The organism is Streptococcus criceti HS-6 (assembly GCF_000187975.2).
Taxonomy (GTDB): domain Bacteria; phylum Bacillota; class Bacilli; order Lactobacillales; family Streptococcaceae; genus Streptococcus; species Streptococcus criceti.
The window spans coordinates 416,982-437,941 of sequence record NZ_AEUV02000002.1 but is presented as its reverse complement, the minus strand read 5'-3'; the positions used below and the strand labels follow the sequence as shown (position 1 = coordinate 437,941).

At 40.8% G+C, this 20,960-nt stretch carries 18 protein-coding genes; all 18 read right to left on the bottom strand.

Annotation, left to right across the window (positions count from 1 at the left end; all coding sequences use genetic code 11):
- Positions 1 to 437 precede the first annotated feature (437 nt).
- Positions 438 to 1,985 carry a bifunctional phosphoribosylaminoimidazolecarboxamide formyltransferase/IMP cyclohydrolase gene (purH, locus tag STRCR_RS02160; protein WP_004225787.1) on the bottom strand — a complete coding sequence of 516 codons (1,548 nt, stop codon included), beginning with the start codon at positions 1,983 to 1,985 and terminating at the stop codon, positions 438 to 440.
- Positions 1,986 to 2,044: 59 nt separating this feature from the next.
- Positions 2,045 to 2,605: an LOG family protein gene (locus STRCR_RS02155; protein WP_004227163.1), complete on the bottom strand. Its 561-nt coding sequence runs from the start codon at positions 2,603 to 2,605 to the stop codon at positions 2,045 to 2,047.
- Positions 2,602 to 2,919 (bottom strand): MazG nucleotide pyrophosphohydrolase domain-containing protein, encoded by a 318-nt coding sequence (locus STRCR_RS02150; protein WP_004225830.1) that lies wholly within the window; start codon positions 2,917 to 2,919, stop codon positions 2,602 to 2,604. Before STRCR_RS02150 ends, STRCR_RS02155 begins: the two co-directional genes overlap by 4 nt.
- On the bottom strand, positions 2,919 to 3,473 hold the full coding sequence (purN, locus tag STRCR_RS02145; RefSeq protein ID WP_004227156.1) for a phosphoribosylglycinamide formyltransferase: 555 nt from the start codon (positions 3,471 to 3,473) through the stop codon (positions 2,919 to 2,921). Before purN ends, STRCR_RS02150 begins: the two co-directional genes overlap by 1 nt.
- Positions 3,473 to 4,495 (bottom strand): phosphoribosylformylglycinamidine cyclo-ligase, encoded by a 1,023-nt coding sequence (purM, locus tag STRCR_RS02140; RefSeq protein WP_172459631.1) that lies wholly within the window; start codon positions 4,493 to 4,495, stop codon positions 3,473 to 3,475. The genes purN and purM overlap by 1 nt, the downstream gene beginning before the upstream one ends.
- Positions 4,496 to 4,647: 152 nt before the next feature.
- The gene (gene purF / locus STRCR_RS02135; protein ID WP_004229000.1) at positions 4,648 to 6,087 is read right to left on the bottom strand and encodes an amidophosphoribosyltransferase; all 1,440 of its coding nucleotides are present in this window, start codon (positions 6,085 to 6,087) and stop codon (positions 4,648 to 4,650) included.
- A gap of 27 nt (positions 6,088 to 6,114) precedes the next feature.
- Positions 6,115 to 7,191: a hypothetical protein gene (locus STRCR_RS02130; protein ID WP_004225211.1), complete on the bottom strand. Its 1,077-nt coding sequence runs from the start codon at positions 7,189 to 7,191 to the stop codon at positions 6,115 to 6,117.
- A gap of 48 nt (positions 7,192 to 7,239) precedes the next feature.
- A complete protein-coding gene (locus STRCR_RS02125; RefSeq protein WP_004226832.1) occupies positions 7,240 to 10,965 on the bottom strand; it encodes a phosphoribosylformylglycinamidine synthase in 3,726 nt (1,241 codons plus the stop codon).
- 59 nt (positions 10,966 to 11,024) lie between these two features.
- Complete coding sequence (purC, locus tag STRCR_RS02120; RefSeq protein WP_004229631.1) at positions 11,025 to 11,732, bottom strand: phosphoribosylaminoimidazolesuccinocarboxamide synthase; 708 nt, start codon at positions 11,730 to 11,732, stop codon at positions 11,025 to 11,027.
- A gap of 439 nt (positions 11,733 to 12,171) precedes the next feature.
- Complete coding sequence (locus STRCR_RS02115; RefSeq protein ID WP_004227297.1) at positions 12,172 to 13,074, bottom strand: helix-turn-helix domain-containing protein; 903 nt, start codon at positions 13,072 to 13,074, stop codon at positions 12,172 to 12,174.
- A 455-nt stretch (positions 13,075 to 13,529) separates the two neighbouring features.
- On the bottom strand, positions 13,530 to 13,775 hold the full coding sequence (locus STRCR_RS02110) for an acyl carrier protein (RefSeq protein WP_004229666.1): 246 nt from the start codon (positions 13,773 to 13,775) through the stop codon (positions 13,530 to 13,532).
- Positions 13,776 to 13,870: 95 nt separating this feature from the next.
- A complete protein-coding gene (gene plsX, locus STRCR_RS02105) occupies positions 13,871 to 14,869 on the bottom strand; it encodes a phosphate acyltransferase PlsX (protein ID WP_004225475.1) in 999 nt (332 codons plus the stop codon).
- 207 nt (positions 14,870 to 15,076) lie between these two features.
- A complete protein-coding gene (recO, locus tag STRCR_RS02100) occupies positions 15,077 to 15,832 on the bottom strand; it encodes a DNA repair protein RecO (RefSeq protein WP_004226755.1) in 756 nt (251 codons plus the stop codon).
- Positions 15,822 to 16,997: a pyridoxal phosphate-dependent aminotransferase gene (locus STRCR_RS02095; protein ID WP_004225243.1), complete on the bottom strand. Its 1,176-nt coding sequence runs from the start codon at positions 16,995 to 16,997 to the stop codon at positions 15,822 to 15,824. Before STRCR_RS02095 ends, recO begins: the two co-directional genes overlap by 11 nt.
- Before the next feature lie 105 nt (positions 16,998 to 17,102).
- Complete coding sequence (locus STRCR_RS02090; RefSeq protein WP_004226341.1) at positions 17,103 to 18,071, bottom strand: ribose-phosphate diphosphokinase; 969 nt, start codon at positions 18,069 to 18,071, stop codon at positions 17,103 to 17,105.
- 132 nt (positions 18,072 to 18,203) lie between these two features.
- A complete protein-coding gene (locus STRCR_RS02085; protein WP_004229378.1) occupies positions 18,204 to 19,511 on the bottom strand; it encodes a CHAP domain-containing protein in 1,308 nt (435 codons plus the stop codon).
- A 90-nt stretch (positions 19,512 to 19,601) separates the two neighbouring features.
- A complete protein-coding gene (mreD, locus tag STRCR_RS02080) occupies positions 19,602 to 20,105 on the bottom strand; it encodes a rod shape-determining protein MreD (RefSeq protein WP_004226063.1) in 504 nt (167 codons plus the stop codon).
- Position 20,106: 1 nt separating this feature from the next.
- Positions 20,107 to 20,937, bottom strand: a complete 831-nt coding sequence (gene mreC / locus STRCR_RS02075; RefSeq protein ID WP_004227481.1) for a rod shape-determining protein MreC — start codon at positions 20,935 to 20,937, stop codon at positions 20,107 to 20,109.
- Between the last annotated feature and the right edge of the window lie 23 nt (positions 20,938 to 20,960).

Below are 20,960 nucleotides of genomic sequence, written 5' to 3'. Positions count from 1 at the left end.
TATCCTTATCTTGGGGTGCAGTCCCATTTTCAGGCAACCCCTTAAACAGTCCACTGGACTGTTTAACGACCACGCAAGTGATAGCAGCCAACTTAATCAACTGTGCGGAGGTGAGACAACGAAATCAAATTCTTCGAATGATTGATTTCTGTCCCACTCTCTTTTCAGGGCTTGTAAACCTTTAGGTCCTAGAATTTGTCTACAATAGCTAATGTCAGCTTAAATGGTAACACCGCCAAGAGAAGGCCAATAAGTCACTGTTATGAAAAAGTACACCCACTATGGCAGTAACGGATATCGGACCATATTCCGTTAAAGTTTTAACGATAGCCGTTGTTGCTTTAGCAACTTACGAATAAAAGATAAACCATCGCTTCACGGACCCGTAACGATGACGGCTATTATCCACCAAGATAAACTACAGTCGAAAGCCTAAATCAATGTCTAAAATGACGAACTCCTGTAAAGACCATGGCAATTCCATATTTATCCGCCGCTTCGATGACTTCTTGGTCGCGCACAGAACCACCCGGCTGGATGATCGCCTTGATGCCTGCAGCTGCAATTTCTTCAACGTTATCGGCAAAGGGGAAGAAAGCATCGCTGGCAAGAACTGCCCCATCAAGACGGTCCGCTGCGTGTTCCAGAGCAATCTTAACCGCTCCAACTCGGTTAGTCTGACCTGGTCCGACACCAAGGGTCATGTGGTCGTTGGCCACTAGAATGCCATTTGACTTGACGTATTTGATAGCCTTCCAAGCGAATTCAAGCGCTGTTTGCTCACGATCATCAGGCTGACGTTTGGTGACAACTTTCCAGTCGGCTGGGTTTTCCTTGATCACATCTTGGTTTTGTACCAACATACCGCCAACGACACCGGTATACTCTGCTTCTACTTCGCTGACTTCTTGAGCGTCAAAAGGCAACTCTAATATGCGTAGATTTTTCTTTTTAGTCGTAAGAATCTTAAGCGCTTCATCTGAGTAAGATGGAGCAATGATGATTTCTAAGAAGATGCTGTGCATTTTTTCAGCAGTAGCCGCGTCCACCTCACGATTGAGAACGACGATGCCACCAAAGATAGAAACAGAGTCAGCCGCGTAAGCATTGTCCCAAGCGCCTTCAATACTATCTGCCTGTCCAATCCCGCAAGGGTTCATGTGCTTGAGAGCGACAACGGTTGGACGTTCAGTGAAATCACGGATGATACGGATAGCCGCATCAGCATCACGGATATTATTGAAAGAAAGCTCTTTACCATTAAGCTGTTTGGCTGAGGCAATGGAATACTCGGTCGGAATCGCAGACTGATAGAAATCCGCAGACTGCTGTGGATTTTCTCCGTAGCGCATAGGCTGTTTGAGATCATAAGTAACAGTCAGCTTTTCAGGTTTGGTTTCACCGACCTGTGCTGTGAAGTAGTCAGCGATCAGCGCATCATAAGCTGCGGTATGACGATAAACTTTGGCTGCCAAACGCTGACGAGTGGCGTAAGTTGTTTCACCATCCGCTTTAAGCTCATCAAGCACCACCGCATAGTCCGCAGGATCCACGACAACCGTGACACTGGCATGGTTTTTAGCAGCTGAACGCAGCATAGACGGTCCGCCGATATCAATATTTTCTACGGCATCCGCATAAGTGACATCTGGTTTGAGGATGGTTTCCTTGAAAGGATAAAGATTGACCACCACGAGATCGATGAGCTCAATATTATTATCCCTTGCAGCCTGCAGATGACTATCCAAATCACGGCGTGCTAGGAGTCCACCGTGAATATTAGGGTGAAGGGTCTTGACACGGCCGTCCATCATTTCAGGAAAGCCAGTCACATCATCAATAGCGACAGTCTTAAGTCCAGCCTCATCAAGGGCTTTTTTAGTACCACCAGTTGAGATGATATCCCAACCAAGTTTTTTAAGTTCTTGGGCAAACTCTACGATGCCCGCTTTGTCTGAGACACTGATTAGTGCGCGTTTAGTCATGATTCTTCCTTTCATTGATACTTTTTAGCATCGTATCCATGTTGCTTATTTTTATTCTATTAGTATTTTCTGATTTTAGGTGCTTGGTAGGTTTTTATAAATTCTTCTATTTCTACTAAATTATCAGAGAAGAGAATTTTATCGCGGTCTGCCTGACTGAGAAATCCTTCCCTTACCATATCATCATATTGGTCTTGTAAACGATCAAAATACCCAGATACATTATATAAAATACAAGGGCCGTCATTTTGACCGATCCGAGACCAGGATATAACCTCAGTAATCTCCTCCAAGGTTCCTGGGCCACCTGGGAGAGCTATAAATGTATCACCGAGTTCAACCATTTTTGCCTTACGACTAGGCATATCATCAACTACGATTAGCTCATTTATATCGGAATGTGCGATTTCTCTATCCTTTAAAAAACTTGGGATAACTCCTATAGCATAACCTCCATTCGCTAGAACAGTATCCGCTATAAGCCCCATAAGGCCGATTTTGCCGCCACCATAAACTAAGTCATGACCATTATGAGCCAGCCATTGTCCAAGTTCTCTGGCTTTAGTTTGGTAAATATCCTTATGGCCCAAGCTAGCTCCACAATAAACAGTTACTTTCATGGTGCAAATCTCTTTTCCAATTTATTTTTATGGGTTTCCATAATATCCTCTAAGGAAATTTGATATTTGTCCGCCAAGATAAAAATATTATCCAACACATCTCCCAGCTCTTCCTTGATATCAGCAAGATTTTCAGCATTACCTTGAACGAGCTCATCAGGCCTATCCCGACCGATCTCTCTTTTTCTAACAGCCTGTGCTAACTCGCCAACTTCTTCCGTCAAAAAGTTACAGCGGATAAAGGGGTTGTACTGATACCAATGGCGCTTTTTATAAAAAGTACTGACCCACTTTTGATAATCTTTTAGATCCATTATTTTTCCTCAACTTCAAGTTCTCTCAGCACCTCTGGATACAACTGATACTCAGCCTCATGGATCCGAGCTTCAAAGGTTTCAATGGTGTCATCAGCTAGGCGTGGCACGCGCACTTGTTTGATAACTTTGCCCGTATCAACTCCACTGTCCACCCAGTGTACCGTTACACCGCTCTCAGAAACACCAGCCTTCCAAGCATCCTCAATACCATGGGCACCAGGAAATTCCGGCAGGTAGGCGGGATGAATGTTAATAATGCGACCTTCATAGGAAGTCAGCAGAGTTTCACCGACAATTTTCATGTAACCAGCGAGAACAATTAGATCTATCTGATGTTGCTCCAAGAGTTCCAAGATAGAGGTTTCATAGTCAGCCTTATTGTTGAATTCCTTAAGTTCAAAGGCATAGGACAAAATATCTAGGTTCTGTGCCCGCTCAAGCACATAGGCATCTCGATGGTCTGAAAAGAGAAACTCAACGGGGAATTGCTCAGCAATAACTTGGAAATTGGAGCCATTACCAGAAGCAAAGACTGCGATCTTTTTTCCCATTACTTGATCACCACACTAGCGTCAGTTTTTTCCACAATGCGACCCAACTCATAGACAGCCTCATCTAGCAGTTCCTTGACGCGGCCGACATTTTCAGGACTAACAGCCAGCATCAGGCCAATACCCATATTGAAAATTTCAAACATTTCTTGGTGTTTGATATCGCCGTATTTTTCAAGAGCCTTGAAAATTGGTAGAACAGGTACCTTATCTTCTTCGATTTCAGCTGCCAAATGGTCACCAAACATACGGGGAACGTTCTCGATAAAGCCACCGCCTGTGATATGGGCAATCCCATTGACTAAGCCTTCCTTAACCAGAGGCAGTACTGACTTAACATAAATCCGTGTTGGCTCAAGCAGGACTTCCTTAAGTTTTTTGCCGTCTAATTCTGGCAGCACTTCTTCACCCGTATAGTCTGCAAAGACATGGCGCACCAAGGAATAGCCGTTAGAATGGATACCGCTTGAGGCCAAGCCAATCAGAATATCACCAGCCTTGACCTTTGACCCATCAATAATTTGGGATTTTTCAGCGATTCCGACTGCAAAGCCCGCTAAATCGTAGTCATCTTGGTCATACATACCAGGCATTTCAGCCGTTTCCCCGCCGATAAGAGCCGCACCAGCCTGCACACAGCCTTCAGCGACACCAGCAACAACCTGTTCCAACTTGGCAGGCTCATTTTTGCCAGTAGCCACATAGTCTAGAAAATAGAGAGGCTCAGCACCTGCCGCAATGATATCATTCACACACATAGCAACACAGTCCTGACCGATAGTATCGTGCTTATCATATTTGATAGCCAGCATGAGCTTGGTACCGACACCATCTGTTCCCGATATGAGAACGGGCTCTTTAACACCAGTCGTCGTCAAATCAAACATACCACCGAAGCCCCCGAGAGCTCCCATCATACCTAGGCGCTCTGTCCGTGCGACGTGTTTTTTAATACGCTTGACCACTTCATAACCAGCTTCAACATCAACACCCGATTGGGCGTAAGCATTCTTTGTCATAATCTAAAATACCAAGAACGTTGAAAAAGTTCACCAGACTTTTTTAATCAGGTAATAGAGAAAGCTGGGCTTCCTCCCACTAGCAACTCATACAACGTTCAATTCCTTTCATTTTGTCGTTTTGGGGAAATAACAGAACTAACTGTTTATTTTCTTCAATAAAAGCTCGTCTTCTCTTTCAGACTTTCCAGATAGCGTTCTTCGTAATCATAGAGCGGTGTTGGGTAGTCACCATCAAAGTAAGCAACACACAGGCCGCCATTTGGTGCATCTGTCTCAAGACCAATTGAGTCAATAAGCCCATCAATTGACAAGTATGTCAAGCTGTCTGCACCGATGATTTGGCGTACTTCCTCCACCTCATGATTAGCTGCAATTAGCTCCCAGCGCGTTTGAATATCAATCCCGTAAAAACACGGGTATTTAAGCGGTGGACTGGCAATCGCCACATGGACCTCTGCCGCACCGGCTTCACGCAGCAGCTGGACAATCCGCCGACTGGTTGTCCCGCGGACAATGGAATCATCCACCATAACCACACGCTTACCTTCGACAATGCTGGATACAGCTGACAACTTCATCCGTACCCCTTGTTCACGCAGTTCCTGTGTTGGCTGAATGAAGGTACGCTGGGTGTATTGATTTTTTATCAAGCCCATCTCATTTGGCAAACCAGATTCTTCCGAAAAACCACTGGCGGCCGACAGAGATGAATTAGGAACTCCAACGACAATATCAGCTTCATGCTGGAATTCCTGAGCCAGACGACGGCCGGTATTCTTGCGGGCAGTATGAACATTGACCCCATGAATCACTGAATCGGGACGTGAAAAATAGATGTATTCCATAGAGCAGATAGCCAGTTGAGTATCATCAGTATAGGTATCGTAATGAATACCATCTTCATCAATAACCACTAATTCGCCCGGTTTCACATCGCGCAGCCACTTGGCACCGATCACTTCAAAAGCACAGGTCTCACTGGAGACAACAATAGCACCATTAGCCATCTGACCGATAGACAATGGTCTAAAGCCATTGGGATCAAGAGCTGCAATTAACTTATCTTCCAGCATAAGCAGGTAAGCAAAACCGCCTTTAACCGTATTGAGCGCTTCTTTTACCTTACCGATAAAATTAGGATTATGACTGCGACGAATAAGGTGAGCCAAAATTTCGGTGTCAGATGAGGATGAAAAGATTGCCCCATTATGCTCTAATTCTTTTTTTAACGTTTGCGTGTTAGTCAGGTTGCCATTGTGGGCTAGACCAAATTCCATATCATAAAATTTGAAATGGAAGGGCTGAATATTATCAATAGAGGCCTCACCAGCTGTCGCATAACGAACATGGCCGATAGCAGCCTGACCTGTTAATTTTTCCAAATCAGCTGGATTGTTAAAAACTTCTGATACCAGTCCTGTATCGCGGTGACGCAAGAGTACCCCATCATCATTGGATAAAACACCCGCACCCTCTTGACCGCGATGTTGAAGACTATGGAGGCCAAAATAAGTTACTTGTGCAGCTTGAGGATGCCCCCAAATGCCAAACAGGCCACATTCTTCATTAAGAGATTTTACTTCGTATGTCATTGCTTCTCCTACTGTTGAAAACTAATTTTATTCTGATAAAGCCCAATCTTCTAAAAGAAAATTAGGGATCTCATTCGGCTCTACTCTCTTATAGTTAGTTGCCCCTATATTATTTCCTAAATTAGGTTCACCAAAAAGTTCTTGACTAAGCAATACTAATTTTTCATCTTTCCTTATTTGATCCTTGATTTTTGGAGAAAAATAATAATTTTCAGTATACGCAAATATCAAGTAATTAAGAAATTCTAACTTCTTCAGTCGAGAGCTACTATTAAATTGACTTTTTAAAGATTTATACTTCCTATCTCTTTTATGATAAAAAGCCAATACCATTGTATTTTCTCTTAGGGGAAGAACTGCTAGATGTAATTTCTGAATACGATTTTCTTTTGAAAAGTCTTTTGTATTATTAACGGGATACCCGTACATATCTCTAATCAAAGTTAACGAACCCTGAAAGGCAATCGGTGTCTTGTAGGGAAGTATTTCATAGAAAATAACTTGATAGCCACCTGTAAGATTGTTTTCAATTACCTCTTTATGTATTAAAATTTCACTTAAAAAATCTTCAATATCATAATCAAAGGAATTATGAAAATCCTTCAATCTTTTGGATAAACCGTTCAAATAATTTCCAGATATGTCATTATAGTTTATTTTTAAGACTTTTGTAACATTTTCAAGTGACCGTAATTTTTGATGCTCATACTTTTCTCTTTTTCTTCTGACTAGTTCTAAAAGAAAATTTTTTAAAGCAATTTGGGCTAATATTTTATCACTTGGATAATTTAATAAATTATTTTCATTCTCATATTCTTGAAAATAGATTGAATCACAGTCATTACATATAGTTTGAATAGTTCCTGAATTATTCAAACCTCTTTTATTTTCAATATCATTACCAATTAAATAACTTGATTGAAGCAACATACCAGACTCTGAGATATTTTTGAGTGATAGTTGAGGAATTGTATGTGAATTACAAAAACCATTCCTTTCATTTCCACAAAGAATACATTTCTTAGGTTTTATAGCCTCTCTTATTTCTTTTCGGGATTTAGATATAAACTTTCTAAATTCCACTTGATCATCAACATTTTTCATTTTTTCAGCATTTTTACTATCTTTCCTTCAGTGCTACGGTACGTTGCTTTATTTCCCAGTAAAATAACGAACCGCTGATTCAAAGAGTTTTTGATCCTTATTACCCGGAATATTTTGAAAGAGACCATCTTCATAACGCTCAGAGTGTCCCATCTTACCGATAATTTGACCGTTCTTGCTGGTAATTCCTTCAATAGCATGACTGGAACCATTTGGATTGTACTTAGAATCCATAGATGGCTGACCATCAAAATCTACATATTGACTCCAGATTTGGCCATTGTCACGCAGTTGTTCAAATTCTTCATCGGTTACGACAAATTTACCTTCACCATGTGAAACCGGGATTGTATGAACATCATCAACTTCAACGCCTACCAACCACGGTGAATTAGTATTGGCAATACGAGTTTCGACCATCTTAGCCACGTGCTGATTAGCATCATTATAGAAGAGGGTTGGGCTCTTTTCTGTCGCATCTTCAAAGTTACCGTAAGGCAGAAGACCTGATTTGACAAGAGCTTGGAAACCATTACAGATACCGATAATCAGACCACCTTTTTCGATAAAGCTGTCAATAGCAGAGCGGACTTTTTGGTTCAGTAAGATATTGACAATAAATTTAGCCGAGCCATCTGGTTCGTCAGCAGCTGAGAAGCCGCCTGCAAAAAAGATGATATTAGCCTTGTCAATCTTATCGACCATAGTGTCAACAGAACTGTCAATAGCCTCTGCATCTAGGGTCACAAATGGAACGAGCTCAACTTGAGCACCAGCCGCCTCAAAGGCTTTGGCTGAATCGTATTCTGAATTGGTTCCAGGGAAAACAGGAATGTAAACCAAAGGCTTATCTATCTTGTTCTTAGCCTCTTTGACAACCATTGTTGAGACAGCTGGTACTTCTTCAAGTTCCATCGCCTGTTTAAATTCAGTCGGGTAAACCTCCTCAAGTTTGCCTTCAAAAGCTGACAGAAGCTTTCCCCCAGACATGTTGACACCATTGACAAGGAGTGTAAAGTTTTTACTGGTTTGACCCAACTTGACAGCTCTGTCAATCTGATCAGGAGATGTAAAGACAAAGCCTCCCAGCTGACCTGTCAAGCTAGTGTCAACTCTGTCAATATTGATATCTGCCCCGATATGATTGCCAAAAGCCATCAGAGCCAGACTCTCCATCAAACCACCGTATTTGATGGCAGATGCTGCTGTAATCTGATAATCTTCTTGCAGACTTGCAAAAGTCTCAAAGTTTCGCTTAATCAGATCAAAATCAATAGATTGACTCAGAGCTTGACCAGGAAGGTAGTAGATATTTTCTCCAGCCGTTTTAAATTCTGGCGAGAGAATCTTATCGCTATTGGCTGTTGTTACTCCGAAAGCTACCAGAGTTGGCGGAACCGTCAATTCTTCAAAGGTACCAGACATAGAATCCTTACCGCCGATAGAAGGCAGGCCTAATTGAATCTGAGCTTCAATAGAACCCAGCAAGGCTGCTAGAGGCTGACCAAAGCGTTCTGCTTTCTTGTCCATTCGCTCGAAATACTCTTGATAAGAGAAACGAGCCTTGGACCAATCCGCCCCTGTCGCCACCAAACGAGCCGTCGCTTCAATAACAGCATAGGCTGCTCCATGGTAAGGCGACCATTCAGCCAAATAAGGATTGTAACCTTGAGCCATAACTGAAGCAGTCTTGGTTACCCCATGCTCAACTGGTAATTTTTGCACGGAACTTTCTGGTGGAGTAATTTGGTAGCGACCGCCCAGTGGATGGTTGACCGTTGACCGGCCGACCGAGCTATCAAAGATGGTCTGCAAACCTTTCTGACTAGCATGGTTGAGATCAGCAAGGACCGCAAGCGTATCTGCCTCCAGATTAGTTTGCGATGTCCGCCGTACTTCAGGCAAGTTTAGTTTTTTATCCACAACCTTGGCATCAACTACGACACGAACACCGTTAGTATCAAGAAAAGAGCGTTCAAGATTGACAATAGTTTGGCCATTCCAAGTCATAACCAAATTGGGTTTTTGAGTAACCTCAGCCACAACCACCGCCTGAATATTTTCCTTAGCAGATTCGGTAATAAAGGCATCCACATCTTCTGGACGAACCACAACAGCCATCCGTTCCTGACTTTCTGAAATGGCAATTTCGGTTCCGTTAAGGCCAGCATATTTGAGCGGTACCTTGTCCAAATCAATTTTCAAACCATCAGCCAGCTCACCGATAGCCACACAAACACCGCCAGCACCGAAATCATTAGACTTCTTAATCAGACGAGTCACTTCTTTTTTACGGAAAAGCCGTTGAATCTTACGTTCTTCTAAAGCATTCCCTTTTTGAACTTCTGCACCAGCAGTTTCAACCGATTCCACCGTTTGCACCTTGGAAGAACCCGTCGCCCCGCCAACACCGTCACGCCCAGTCTTACCGCCAAGAAGGATAACGACATCACCAGCCTCTGGCTTTTCGCGAACAACATTCTCCTTAGGTGCCGCACCGACGACTGCCCCCAGCTCCATCCGCTTAGCCACAAAACCTGGGTGGAAGTATTCTTTAACATAAGTAGTCGCAAGTCCAATCTGATTGCCGTAGGAAGAATAGCCATGAGCAGCCGTTTTAGAAATGACCTGTTGGGGCAATTTCCCAGCTCTGGTTTCAGCGATTGGTGTCGTAATATCACCAGCTCCTGAAATCCGCATAGCCTGATAGACATAAGAACGACCTGACAATGGATCGCGAATAGCACCACCGATACAGGTAGCTGCACCACCAAAGGGTTCAATTTCTGTCGGATGATTGTGGGTTTCATTCTTGAACATGAGGAGCCAAGGTTCTTTGATCCCATTAACATCAACTTCGATTTCAACCGAGCAGGCGTTGATTTCGTCGGACACCTCCATATCATCCAGACGGCCATTTGCCCGTTCATACCGACCAAAGATTGTTGCCATATCCATCAGGGTTTGAGGCTTATCATCACGGCCTAATTCATGCCGCATAGCTAAATATTTATCATAGGTTGCCTGCAGCTGTTCCTGAAACTTGGATTGCGAAAAATCAACGCCTCTAAGTTCTGTTTCAAAGGTTGTGTGACGGCAGTGATCGGACCAGTAAGTATCCAAGACTTTGAGCTCTGTTTCAGTAGGAACCCGTCCCAACTTTTTAAAGTAATCCTGAATAAAGAGAAGGTCATCCACTTCCATGGCCAGACCTTCTTTGACCTTATAAGTTTTGAAGTCTTCCGCCGAATAAGCCGCAAAGAAATCTAAACGAGGAATAGTCTTATCAGAAGCCGCAAAAGTTTGCGGTGCCAAGCCTTGATTAATATCCTTAAAACGAGAGTCCACCGGATTAAGGAGATAGTCTTTAACGGCCGCTAGTTCTTGGTCTGAAATATCCCGATTGACCAGATAAAGTTGAGCTGTATTAACCTGAATGTCCGGACTACCGCCCAATAGTAAGAGAGCTTCCTTAGAACTGGCTGCCCTTTGATCAAACTGACCCGGCAAGGCTTCAATAGCAAAGTAAGTGTAAGTTTTCAAAGCCTTTTTAACCTCAGTCTCATCCAAAACGTGATCGGTTACTTTTTCAGAAAAAATATGGGCCTCAGCCTTAGCCAAAAGATCCGACTTAATATTGAAAACATCATAAACCTGAACTAAACGCAACTTTTTCAAACTCGACAACTGTAAATTATGTCTCAATTCCCTAACTAAAGAAACAGCTTTCATCCGAAAATCAGCCTTTTTCTCCACAAAAATCCGCTTATCCATGATTAAATCCTTCGTTTTAAATTTCCTAACTCGTATTTCTATCTGCTTAGCCAATCAGCCTAGTCTAGACCTTGCAACTTTTCCAAAACAACTTCATAGACATCAGTCAGATTCCCTAAATCCCTGCGGAAAACATCTTTATCCATGTGATGGCCTTGGGCATCCCAAAGACGGCAGTTATCTGGCGAAAATTCATCTGCCAAAATAATCTTTCCATCCTTGTCAAAACCAAATTCCAACTTGAAATCAATCAATTTCAAACCGATTTGGCCGAACCAGCCTGTCAAGAGTTCATTGATGCGGCGAGTCTCTTCCTTGAGAAAGGCGATTTGCTCATCAGTGGCAATCCCCAAAAACTTAATATGTTCATCATTGATAAAGGGATCATCTAAATCATCATTTTTGTAGTAGAATTCAACAATTGGACTTCCAAATTTGATGCCTTCTTCCATACCAAAACGTTTAGCAAAAGAACCCGCCGTATAATTCCTAAGAACGACTTCCAAAGGAATAATTTTAACTCGCTTGTTGAGCTGTTCAGTCTCTGATAATTGCTTAACAAAATGGGTAGCCACACCTGCCGCATTTAATTTCTCAAAGATTAAAGACGAGATTTGATTGTTGAGTACCCCCTTGCCCTTAATGGTCTCCTTACGAGCTCCATTGAGCATGGTTGCTTGGTCCTTGTAAACCGCTACAATCTCATTCTCGTCTTCCGTATTATAAATATCTTTGGCCTTACCTGTGTAAATCAGTTGTTTTTTCATCAGAATGTTCGCCTTCCATGTTTGTTACCCTAGATTTTAACACAACTCAGTAGCTTATTCAACATTTTACAAACAATATAATATTACATTATTATTAATGTTCGGTTTTAGTCTGAAAGCACTCAATTTTCCCAGACTTGTTACTAAAAAACCCCATGATAGACTACTTTCGACGCTAAATAGTTTCAAAATCAACTACGCTGGTGGTTTTATTGTTTTTCACTGTGTGAAAAACTTGCTTCAATCCATCATAAAAACGAGGCCTTTTTAAAACCTCGTTTCTCTTTAATTTTGCTAATGCGTTCACCTAAAAGGTAAACAAAACCATCGTTGCTGCTAGCAACAAAATTGCAACTAACCTTTTCATTTTCTCTATCCTTTCTTTTCGATATTTTCATTATATAAAATCTTCACCAAAAAGAAAGTGACATTCATGTCACTAGACTAGATCATCCTCAGCTTTTTCATCACGCAGACCATCTGCTAAAACCTCATCTCCCAACAAGGTTGCGAAGTTAATGGCTTGATCATAAAGTTGAGTAGCCCTCTCTTTGTCCTCCTCAATATTAAGATAGTATTTAGCCTCCACCATCATAACACTAGGCCGATAGATAGGCTGTTGGGTCTTCTCAATCAGCTGGTAAATCTTCTTGATCACCGGCAGAGTTGCCTGATAATTCCCATGTTGTACATAAACACCTAAGACTGAAATAAGAATTGATAAGAGGTCAATATTATAGAGCTCATTTGTCGAAGGTTCTTGCTCTAGTAGACGATTTTTTAACTTATTGAAAAGTTTTTTATCATAATATTTTTTGTTATGAATTCCAAACAAGTAGTAGCCAACAACCATGAGGTCATTCATAGTATAGACTTTTTTCCTTTGAATCTGCTCGAAAGCGTCCTCATAAATTCCTTTGATATCTACTATCTTTTGCGTTTGGCTCCAATTTAAAATCTTTTCCGAAAGGTCTAAAAAGAGCAGTTCCTCCTCGGGCAATACCGTGAAATACTTCTCATAGGCTTCTTCAATCATGGCCTGTTTTTGCTCCACTCGTTCAGGATCGCCATAGGTGGGAAATTTTACTAAACGATGCTTGAGTTCAAAATAATCAGCCGGAATAACTAGGCTTTCCTCCGCTAATAAATCAGAAAGTTCGACCTTTAACTGCTTAGCAATGTAAGCCAACTTCTCTAGTGATGGTAACGATTCTCCCTTTTCAATACGAATTAACTGACGAACAGTCAGATGACTACCATCGCGACAGACTGAGTCTCGAGAGAGATTTCGGCTTTCTCTAGTCTGACGAATTCTGGGACCAATTGTTGATTTGAAAGGCATAAAGGCCCTCCTTCTAGCTTTTATTACCCTTCATCTCTCATCTCTATTTTATCAAATATTAGTATCGTTTAAATAACAATCTTGTATCTTTATTTACAGAAAAAGTTAAGATTCTAAAACTTAAACAAAGATTAAAATTTCCTTTTTCCCAGCAAACAAAAAGGGGAGTAGAATCAACCCAAAAAATTGAAAATTTTGGTTCTCACCACGTCCTGATTTTAAGGTTGTGACCTGAAATGGTCTCTCCCCAGACCATTTTACTCCCATCCTCGCACAATTGATTAGGATGGTCGCTAACAAGGGGTTAGGACCTCAGTGCTTCATTGGTGCTAGCTAAAGCACCTAATGAACTGTGCAGGGGTAATAGTCACCAAGTCCTACTCCCAGCCACTGCGTCAAACTGCTATTACTGCAAAAATAGAAGGCTGGAATACTTTTTTCCAGCCTCGACTTCCTTATTTTCCAATTCGACCTTCTAAGTAATCTAACATATCTCCCAACTTTACTATATCTTCAATGTCATCATCTGGAATTTCGACAGAAAATTCATCTTCAAGATTGACGACAAATTCCATTAGATCAATAGAATCAACGCCAAGTTCATCCTTTAAAGATGTATCTTCTGTTACCTCCATGTCCTCATGATGCATTTGTTCCTTAATCATTTGACTAATCTTGTCAAAAATTTCATTTCTGGTCATTTGCTCTCCTTTCAAGAAGATTCATAAAGTATATAGTAAGGGTGTTAGGGGAGTCCGATCAGCTCCATTTTTATTTACTTTTTTCTCCTTTCTTATCAATGGTCCTCCTTAGAGAATTCATCTACAATCTTATCTACAACCTTGTTTTCCAACATAGTGCGGACCTGCTTGATAGTATAATAAACAGATGTAGCATCACTAGAACCATGGCATTTCACAACAGGAGCCTGCAGTCCAATCAGAACAGCCCCTCCAGCTGAAGAATAATCCATAATCTCCCGCATGCTATAGAGGCTATCTTTAAGGAAGAAAGCTCCTAATTTTGCCTTTTTCCCGCCATTTTTGATAGCGGATTTCAAAGCAGAAAGAATAGAGAGACCAGTTCCTTCAATGGTTTTCAACACAGCATTACCAGTAAAACCATCTGTTACAACAACATCAGCTATCCCGTTAAGAAGTTCACGCGCTTCAATATTTCCGATAAAATTAATTGCAGGCTCCTTGGACAGAAGGTCATAAACCTCTTTACGCAAGGGATCTCCCTTGGTACTTTCAGTCCCATTATTTAAAAGACCAACCCGAGGTTTAGTTATCCCTTGTACAGCTTCCGAATAGAAGGAGCCCAAGATGCCATACTGATGGAGGTGCTGAGCCGTGTTTTCAGCATTGGCTCCCAAGTCTAACATAACAAAGTTTCCCCCATCAATAGTTGGTATAGTAGACAGTAAGGCTGGCCGATCAATCCCTTTGATGCGACCAACAACAAATAGTCCAGCTGCTAGAAGAGCCCCTGTATTACCAGCAGAAATGACTGCATCAGCCTGACTATCCTTAACAGCTTGAGCTCCCAAGACCATGGAGGCATTTTTCTTTTGTCGAATGGACTTGACTGGCTCATCATCCGAATCGATTTTTACTTCGGTATGGACAATCGAAACACGATCACTGGCCTTTAAATATTTTTTTATTTTTTCTTCATGACCGTAAAGTTTAATCTCGATATCCGTAAATTCACCAAGGGCTTGATTTACCCCCTCTACAATAGCCTGGGGGGCGTTATCTCCGCCCATAGCATCCACAGCAATTGTCTTCATTTCGATCCCCTTTTCAGTCTCTTTAGTGTCAGTATTATAGCATAATTTACCCCGCTTTTCATCCCCAGTTAGTAACAAGTCCCAGCAAATTTAGCAAAACGTTTTAATCCAATTAACTTTATCAATATCCTATTCATAGGTTTACTAACTTTATCATACCCAAGAGCCAAGAAAAAGACCTAGACCTTACTAATCCAGATCTTTCACTTATTTCATAATATCGCCCCAGCTAGATAAATCATCAATAAATTTTTTGGATTTTAAATGTAGCCCAACATAATTTTCATAAATATCATCAATAAACTTCCGCAATTTTCGCTTCATTTCAGGTTTAACCGAAATTGTTTTCAAATCATCAAAAGAGATGGTTTGAAAACGATCTAAAAGATAGAGAACATTGGGATCTAGATGACTGCGATGGCTATCCTTTTCATAATGCTGAGGGCAAAGAAGCCCCGAATATTGGTAAGAAAAATCAAAAGGCAGACCGATACGGTGACAAAAGACACATTCATGAAAATTTAGGCGAACACCAAAACGCTCTAAAATCTGTATTTCAAAAATATTGGTCAAAATCTCATAGTCTAACCCCTGCTCCATCATCTCCAAGGTCTTAACTAGAAAATCAAAAAGGGGAGCATCACGGAGGCCATCATCAATAGCTGCATCTACCAAAGACACGATATAACTAGCATAAGACAAACGAAAAATATCCTCATTAATGGTCTTAAAAATCTGAACTTCCTTGTAATCATCAATATACGATAAGCCAGCATCATTAATTTTCATGAGAAAATCAGCTACTGTCAAAGGCTGGATGACCGAGGTTAACTTAGACCGACTAATATGTTTCACGAAAAACATTCGCTTACCAGCCATCTCCGTAAAAATTTTAACCAACTTATCATCCTCACGGTAGTTGCGATTAAAGAGGACTAGACCACGTGATTCCTTAGTCTGCATACTGTTCCATAAATTCCTTTAACCGTCTCATAGCCTCTTGGATAGTTGCCATGCTAGCTGCGTAGGAAATTCGCAAGTAACCTTCACCATACTTTCCAAAAGCCACCCCTGGGATCATGGCAACTGCTTTTTGATGGGCGAAATCTTTCAAGAATTGAAAAGAATCCTGTCCCTCCGGTACTGGAATTTTAGCAAATATATAGAAGGCCCCCGTTGGTTTAATGATTTTAAAATTCATCTCAACCATTTTTTTGATAATATAATCCCGACGTTTGATATATTCTTCCTTCATTGGCAGAGCATCATCCTTACCGACTGTCAGAGCCTCAATAGCAGCAAACTGAGCATTGGTCGTTGCAGCCGTAACTAGATATTGATGGCTTTTAATCAACTGCTGAGTGAATATCTCAGGTGCAAAGATAAAACCAATCCGCCATCCTGTCATCGCATGAGATTTAGACAAGCCATTGATAACGATAGCTTGATCTGGTAGATATTCCCCAATAGAAACGTGTCCCGCATCAGTATAAGTTAGCTCCGAATATACCTCATCACTCACTACAAACACATCATACTTTTTCAAGACATCCGCAAAAGCCTTAATTTGCTCACGTGAATAGGTCACTCCTGTCGGATTTGTTGGATAATTTAAAAGTACGGCCTTAAGCTTATCTCCCTGCTCAAGAATAGCCTTCTCTAATTGCTCAGGTGTCAAAACAAAATCATTATCAGTTGTGTCAATTTCAACAATTTCAGCACCAACAAGGTTAACAATTGGTTCATAACCCGGATAAGCAGGAGCAGGCAATAAAACAGTATCACCAGGCTCCAAAATAGCAGTCAAAGTAGCAGATAGGGCTTCTGTTGCTCCAATTGTCACAAGAATTTCTGAATCAGGATTATAAACCAGATTGTACTTTTCCTTAACAAAGTTCGACGCTGCTTGACGTAATTCCAAGAGTCCAGCCATACCTGTATAGTGGCTCTGATTAGCATCAATCGCTGCCTTAGCAGCCTCTTTAACATGATCAGGCGTTGTAAAATCAGGTTCTCCTAGAGTCATTTTTAAAATTCCAGGCACCGAAGAAATCGACTGATCAAACTGTCGAATTAAAGAAACTTCAATTTTTTCTAAATTTTTATTGAAACGCTTTGTTAAATCCATAATGCCATCTCCTATGAAATATTAACTCTATTATACAGTAAATCATTAAAAATTCCAGCAAGCCCACAAATACATATTAAAAGCCTGCTTGCACAGGCCTTTAATTTATTTAGAAAGTTCAAATTCAAAAAGTGGAGAAAGTGGACGTTTTTCGTGAACACGAATAATAGCTTCACCAATTAAATCAGCAATTGAGATTTGCTCAATCTTATCAATCAAACGCTCTTCTGGCAGATAAATAGTGTCCAAAACAACTAATTTTTTAATCGCAGACTTATCAATATTATCCAAAGCAGGCCCCGAAAGGACTGGGTGAGTACAAGAGGCATAAACCTCAGTCGCCCCTGCTTCAGCCAAAGCATCTGCCGCATGGCAAATAGTACCAGCTGTATCAATCATGTCATCAATGAGGATACAAGTCTTTCCTTTGACATCCCCAATGATATTCATCACTTCACTAGTATTCATCTTATCGACACTGCGACGTTTGTCAATAATAGCAATTGGTGTTTTGAGGCATTGAGCCAACTTACGGGCACGGGTAACACCTCCATGGTCAGGACTGACAACAACAACATCCTTACCAACAAAGCCATGGCGAATAAAATAATCAGCAATCAGTGGAGCACCCATCAGGTGGTCAACAGGAATGTCAAAGAAACCCTGTATTTGAGCAGCATGCAAATCGACAGTCAAAAGGCGATCAACACCAGCTACTTCAAGCATATTAGCCACCAATTTAGAAGTGATTGGTTCCCGTGAGCGAGCTTTTCGGTCTTGCCGAGCATAACCATAATAAGGCATCACTACACTGACAGTCTCAGCACTCGCCCGTTTAAGAGCATCCACCATGATTAATATTTCCATCAAGTTATTATTAACTGGCGAACTCGTTGATTGAAGAATAAAAGCATGATGTCCACGAATAGATTCCTCAATATTGACCTGAATCTCACCATCTGAAAACTGTCGAATCGTTGCCTTTCCCAAAGGAATTCCAATAGAATCCGCCACCTTTTCAGCCAACTCTTGATTAGAAGAGAGGGCAAAGAGCTTCAAATTATTAAATGACATGACTTCCTCCAAAGATTTTATCCTTCACTATTTTAACGTTTTTCCCTTTGAATTTCAATGTCTAACAAAAAGGAATGAAAAGAATCCGAAAAAGGAGAGAACCTTGATGGCCTCCCCTTAAAAATTAACTTATTATTGATAGATAAAGTAGTGTTCACCTGAAGAGTTAATATCAAAGCTTCCACGATAATCACCAATTGATTGGTTACCAGCATAGTTAGCTTCATTAACAGTAACAGTAGAACCATTTACAGAAGTCACGTAAGCAACGTGTCCATAGCCACCACCATCATTTGGCCAAACAACAACTGAACCAACTTGTGGAGTTGAACCAGTTGTATGACCAGCAGCTACCGCACTAGCTCCCCATTGGTTTGCATTACCCCAATAGTTACCAACCCAAGATGCTAATGATTTAACACCCCAAGTACATTGACCTGCTGGATAAGTATTAGTATCATCAACCGGTGCAGCAGGCGCTGGTGCCGGTGCTGGAGCAGCTTCTTGACTTGCACTTGAATCTTCAGCAGCTGGAGCTGGTGTAGCTTCTTGTTGCTGTTGATCTTGAGCTGGCGCTTCTGAAGTATCAGTTGTTGGTGCATCAGTAGCAGCTTCTGAAGCAGATGTTTCAGCTGAAGCAGATTGGTTATCAGCAGGTTGTTGTTGACTTTGCTGAGCAGCGGCTTCTGATTGAGCAGCAGCTTGAGATGCGGCAACTGCTTCTGACTCTGAACTTGCAGCAGATGCAGATGCTGCAGCACTAGCAGCTTGTGACTCAGCTGTTGATTTAGCTGCCACAAGAGCTTGCTTATTAGCTTGTGCATTAGCAATTTCTGCTGAGATAGCAGCTTGTGCAGATTCAAGCACAGCCTGCTGTTGAGCAAGTGCTGATTGGTTAGCTTGGATTGTTGCTTGGTTAGCAGCAACTTGGTCCATAGCAGCTTGATTTTCGGCTTGTTTTGTTTCAAGCGCAGCCTGATCGGCTTGTTGTTGAGCCAACTGACTTTGACTTGCAGAAACAACTTCATGAACAGCAACAATACGGCTGATAGCTTCCGAAATTGATTTTGAGTTCAAAATCGTATTAATATAACCTGTTGCTGTGTTATTCTTTTGAGCATTTTGTGCTTGCGCCTGAATAGAAGCGTTACGAGCAACAATTTTAGCTGACAAGTCTTGAATTTCACTTGCAAGAGTATTTGACTGAGCTTGAAGTTCATTGTTTTGTGCCTCAAGTTCAGCATTCTGTCCTGCAAGAACAGCTGACTGATTTTGAACCATAGCTGACTGAGCTTGTGCAGCCTGTGACTGAGCCGCCAAGTTACTGATTACAGAATCTTGATTAGCAATCGCTGTATCATAATCATCGGCTTTTACAGCTGTAGCTGCTGTAAGAGCAACACCACTAAGCAATACTGTTGATAAAATACGTTTTTTCATGTTAATTAAACTACTCCCATATTGATAAGACCTCTATATTATATCAGAAACTGACCCTTTTATTGTTACGCCTATATTACAGTTATATGTTTATTTAGCGCTATTTCTATGGACAAATTTGTCTAAAATGACAAAAATAATCACATTTAGAAGCAGAGTCTCTGCTAGCTGATAGGTTACAAATGATAAAAGACTATAGGTAGTTAGATGGTAGAGAAAAGCCAAGCCATAACAGCCAACCTCAAACAAAAATAAGAGTAGAAAGAAGGCCAAGAAACTTCTTGTAGGAGTTACAAAATATTTTTTGCTTCTTTTTATCAAATAGACTAAAAGAGGGAGCATAAAAAAGGTAATTCCAATAAAATTTAGATAATAACTATCATAAATAAGACCAAGAATAAAACCCAAAAGATAAGCGAAAAAGTCAGTGTCTAAAAATCTCAAAAGTAAGAACATAAAAATTATAAGAAGATGAACACGCAAAAAGGCATAACGCCCAGTTAAAGTCGTCAATAAATCTGAAAGCTGTCCATCAATTAACAAGAGAAAAAAAGTCAGAACTGAGATGAACCATTTATTTTTTAGCAATTTCATTTTAATTTCCAATCAGGGTAACATAACTGATATTATCCAAATCAGCTGTTGGAGTAACATAAACCTTCCGCTTACTTAGCTCTTTAGCATCGCTAATAGATGATATTTTTCCAACACTGATACCAGCAATACTTTTACCATCTAAACCACTCGTTATAACATTGTCATCCTTCTTAAGTTCCTTATCTGCATTCAATTCTTCAATGATTAAAACATTCTTCTTAGCATTATAACCTGTTAAAATACCGTAGACATCACCTGCTGAGCCCGTCATCTTAACTGGAATCTCATAAGTCCCTTCCGAATTAGAAACCAATTGAAGACTTGAATCAGAGCTAGTTAAGTTAGAAACTCTGCCAACCAAGCCACCATCAGAAACAGCCAACATATTGTCTGACACCCCATCTGATTTTCCAACACTGATTGTTAAGCTTTCATACCAAGATAAGGTGGAGCGAACAGTAACTTTACTGGTAATCGTTTTGTAGCTAGAAAAGTTCTTTTCAACTTCCAAAGCTTTTGACAAACTCTTGTTTTCCTCTTTTAAAGTACTTAAATCAGATGACTGATCCTTCATCTCAGCAAGATTTCTCTTCAAAGACTCGTTCTCATCATAGGTATTAAATAAATCAATTAGGTCATCTTTTGCCGTAGAAATTAATTGAAACGGATAAGAAATAACTTTATCAACTTTTGAAGTTACACCACTGATAGGGATAGTAATATTTTTTATAATTACCGTATTTCTAAAAATAAAAAAAAGAAGCACCAAAGCGATTAATAGACTTGTCACAGATAGGGTAACGACACGGGAAAATCTAATTTTTTTCATAAGGGACCTCTTTTTTATATAAA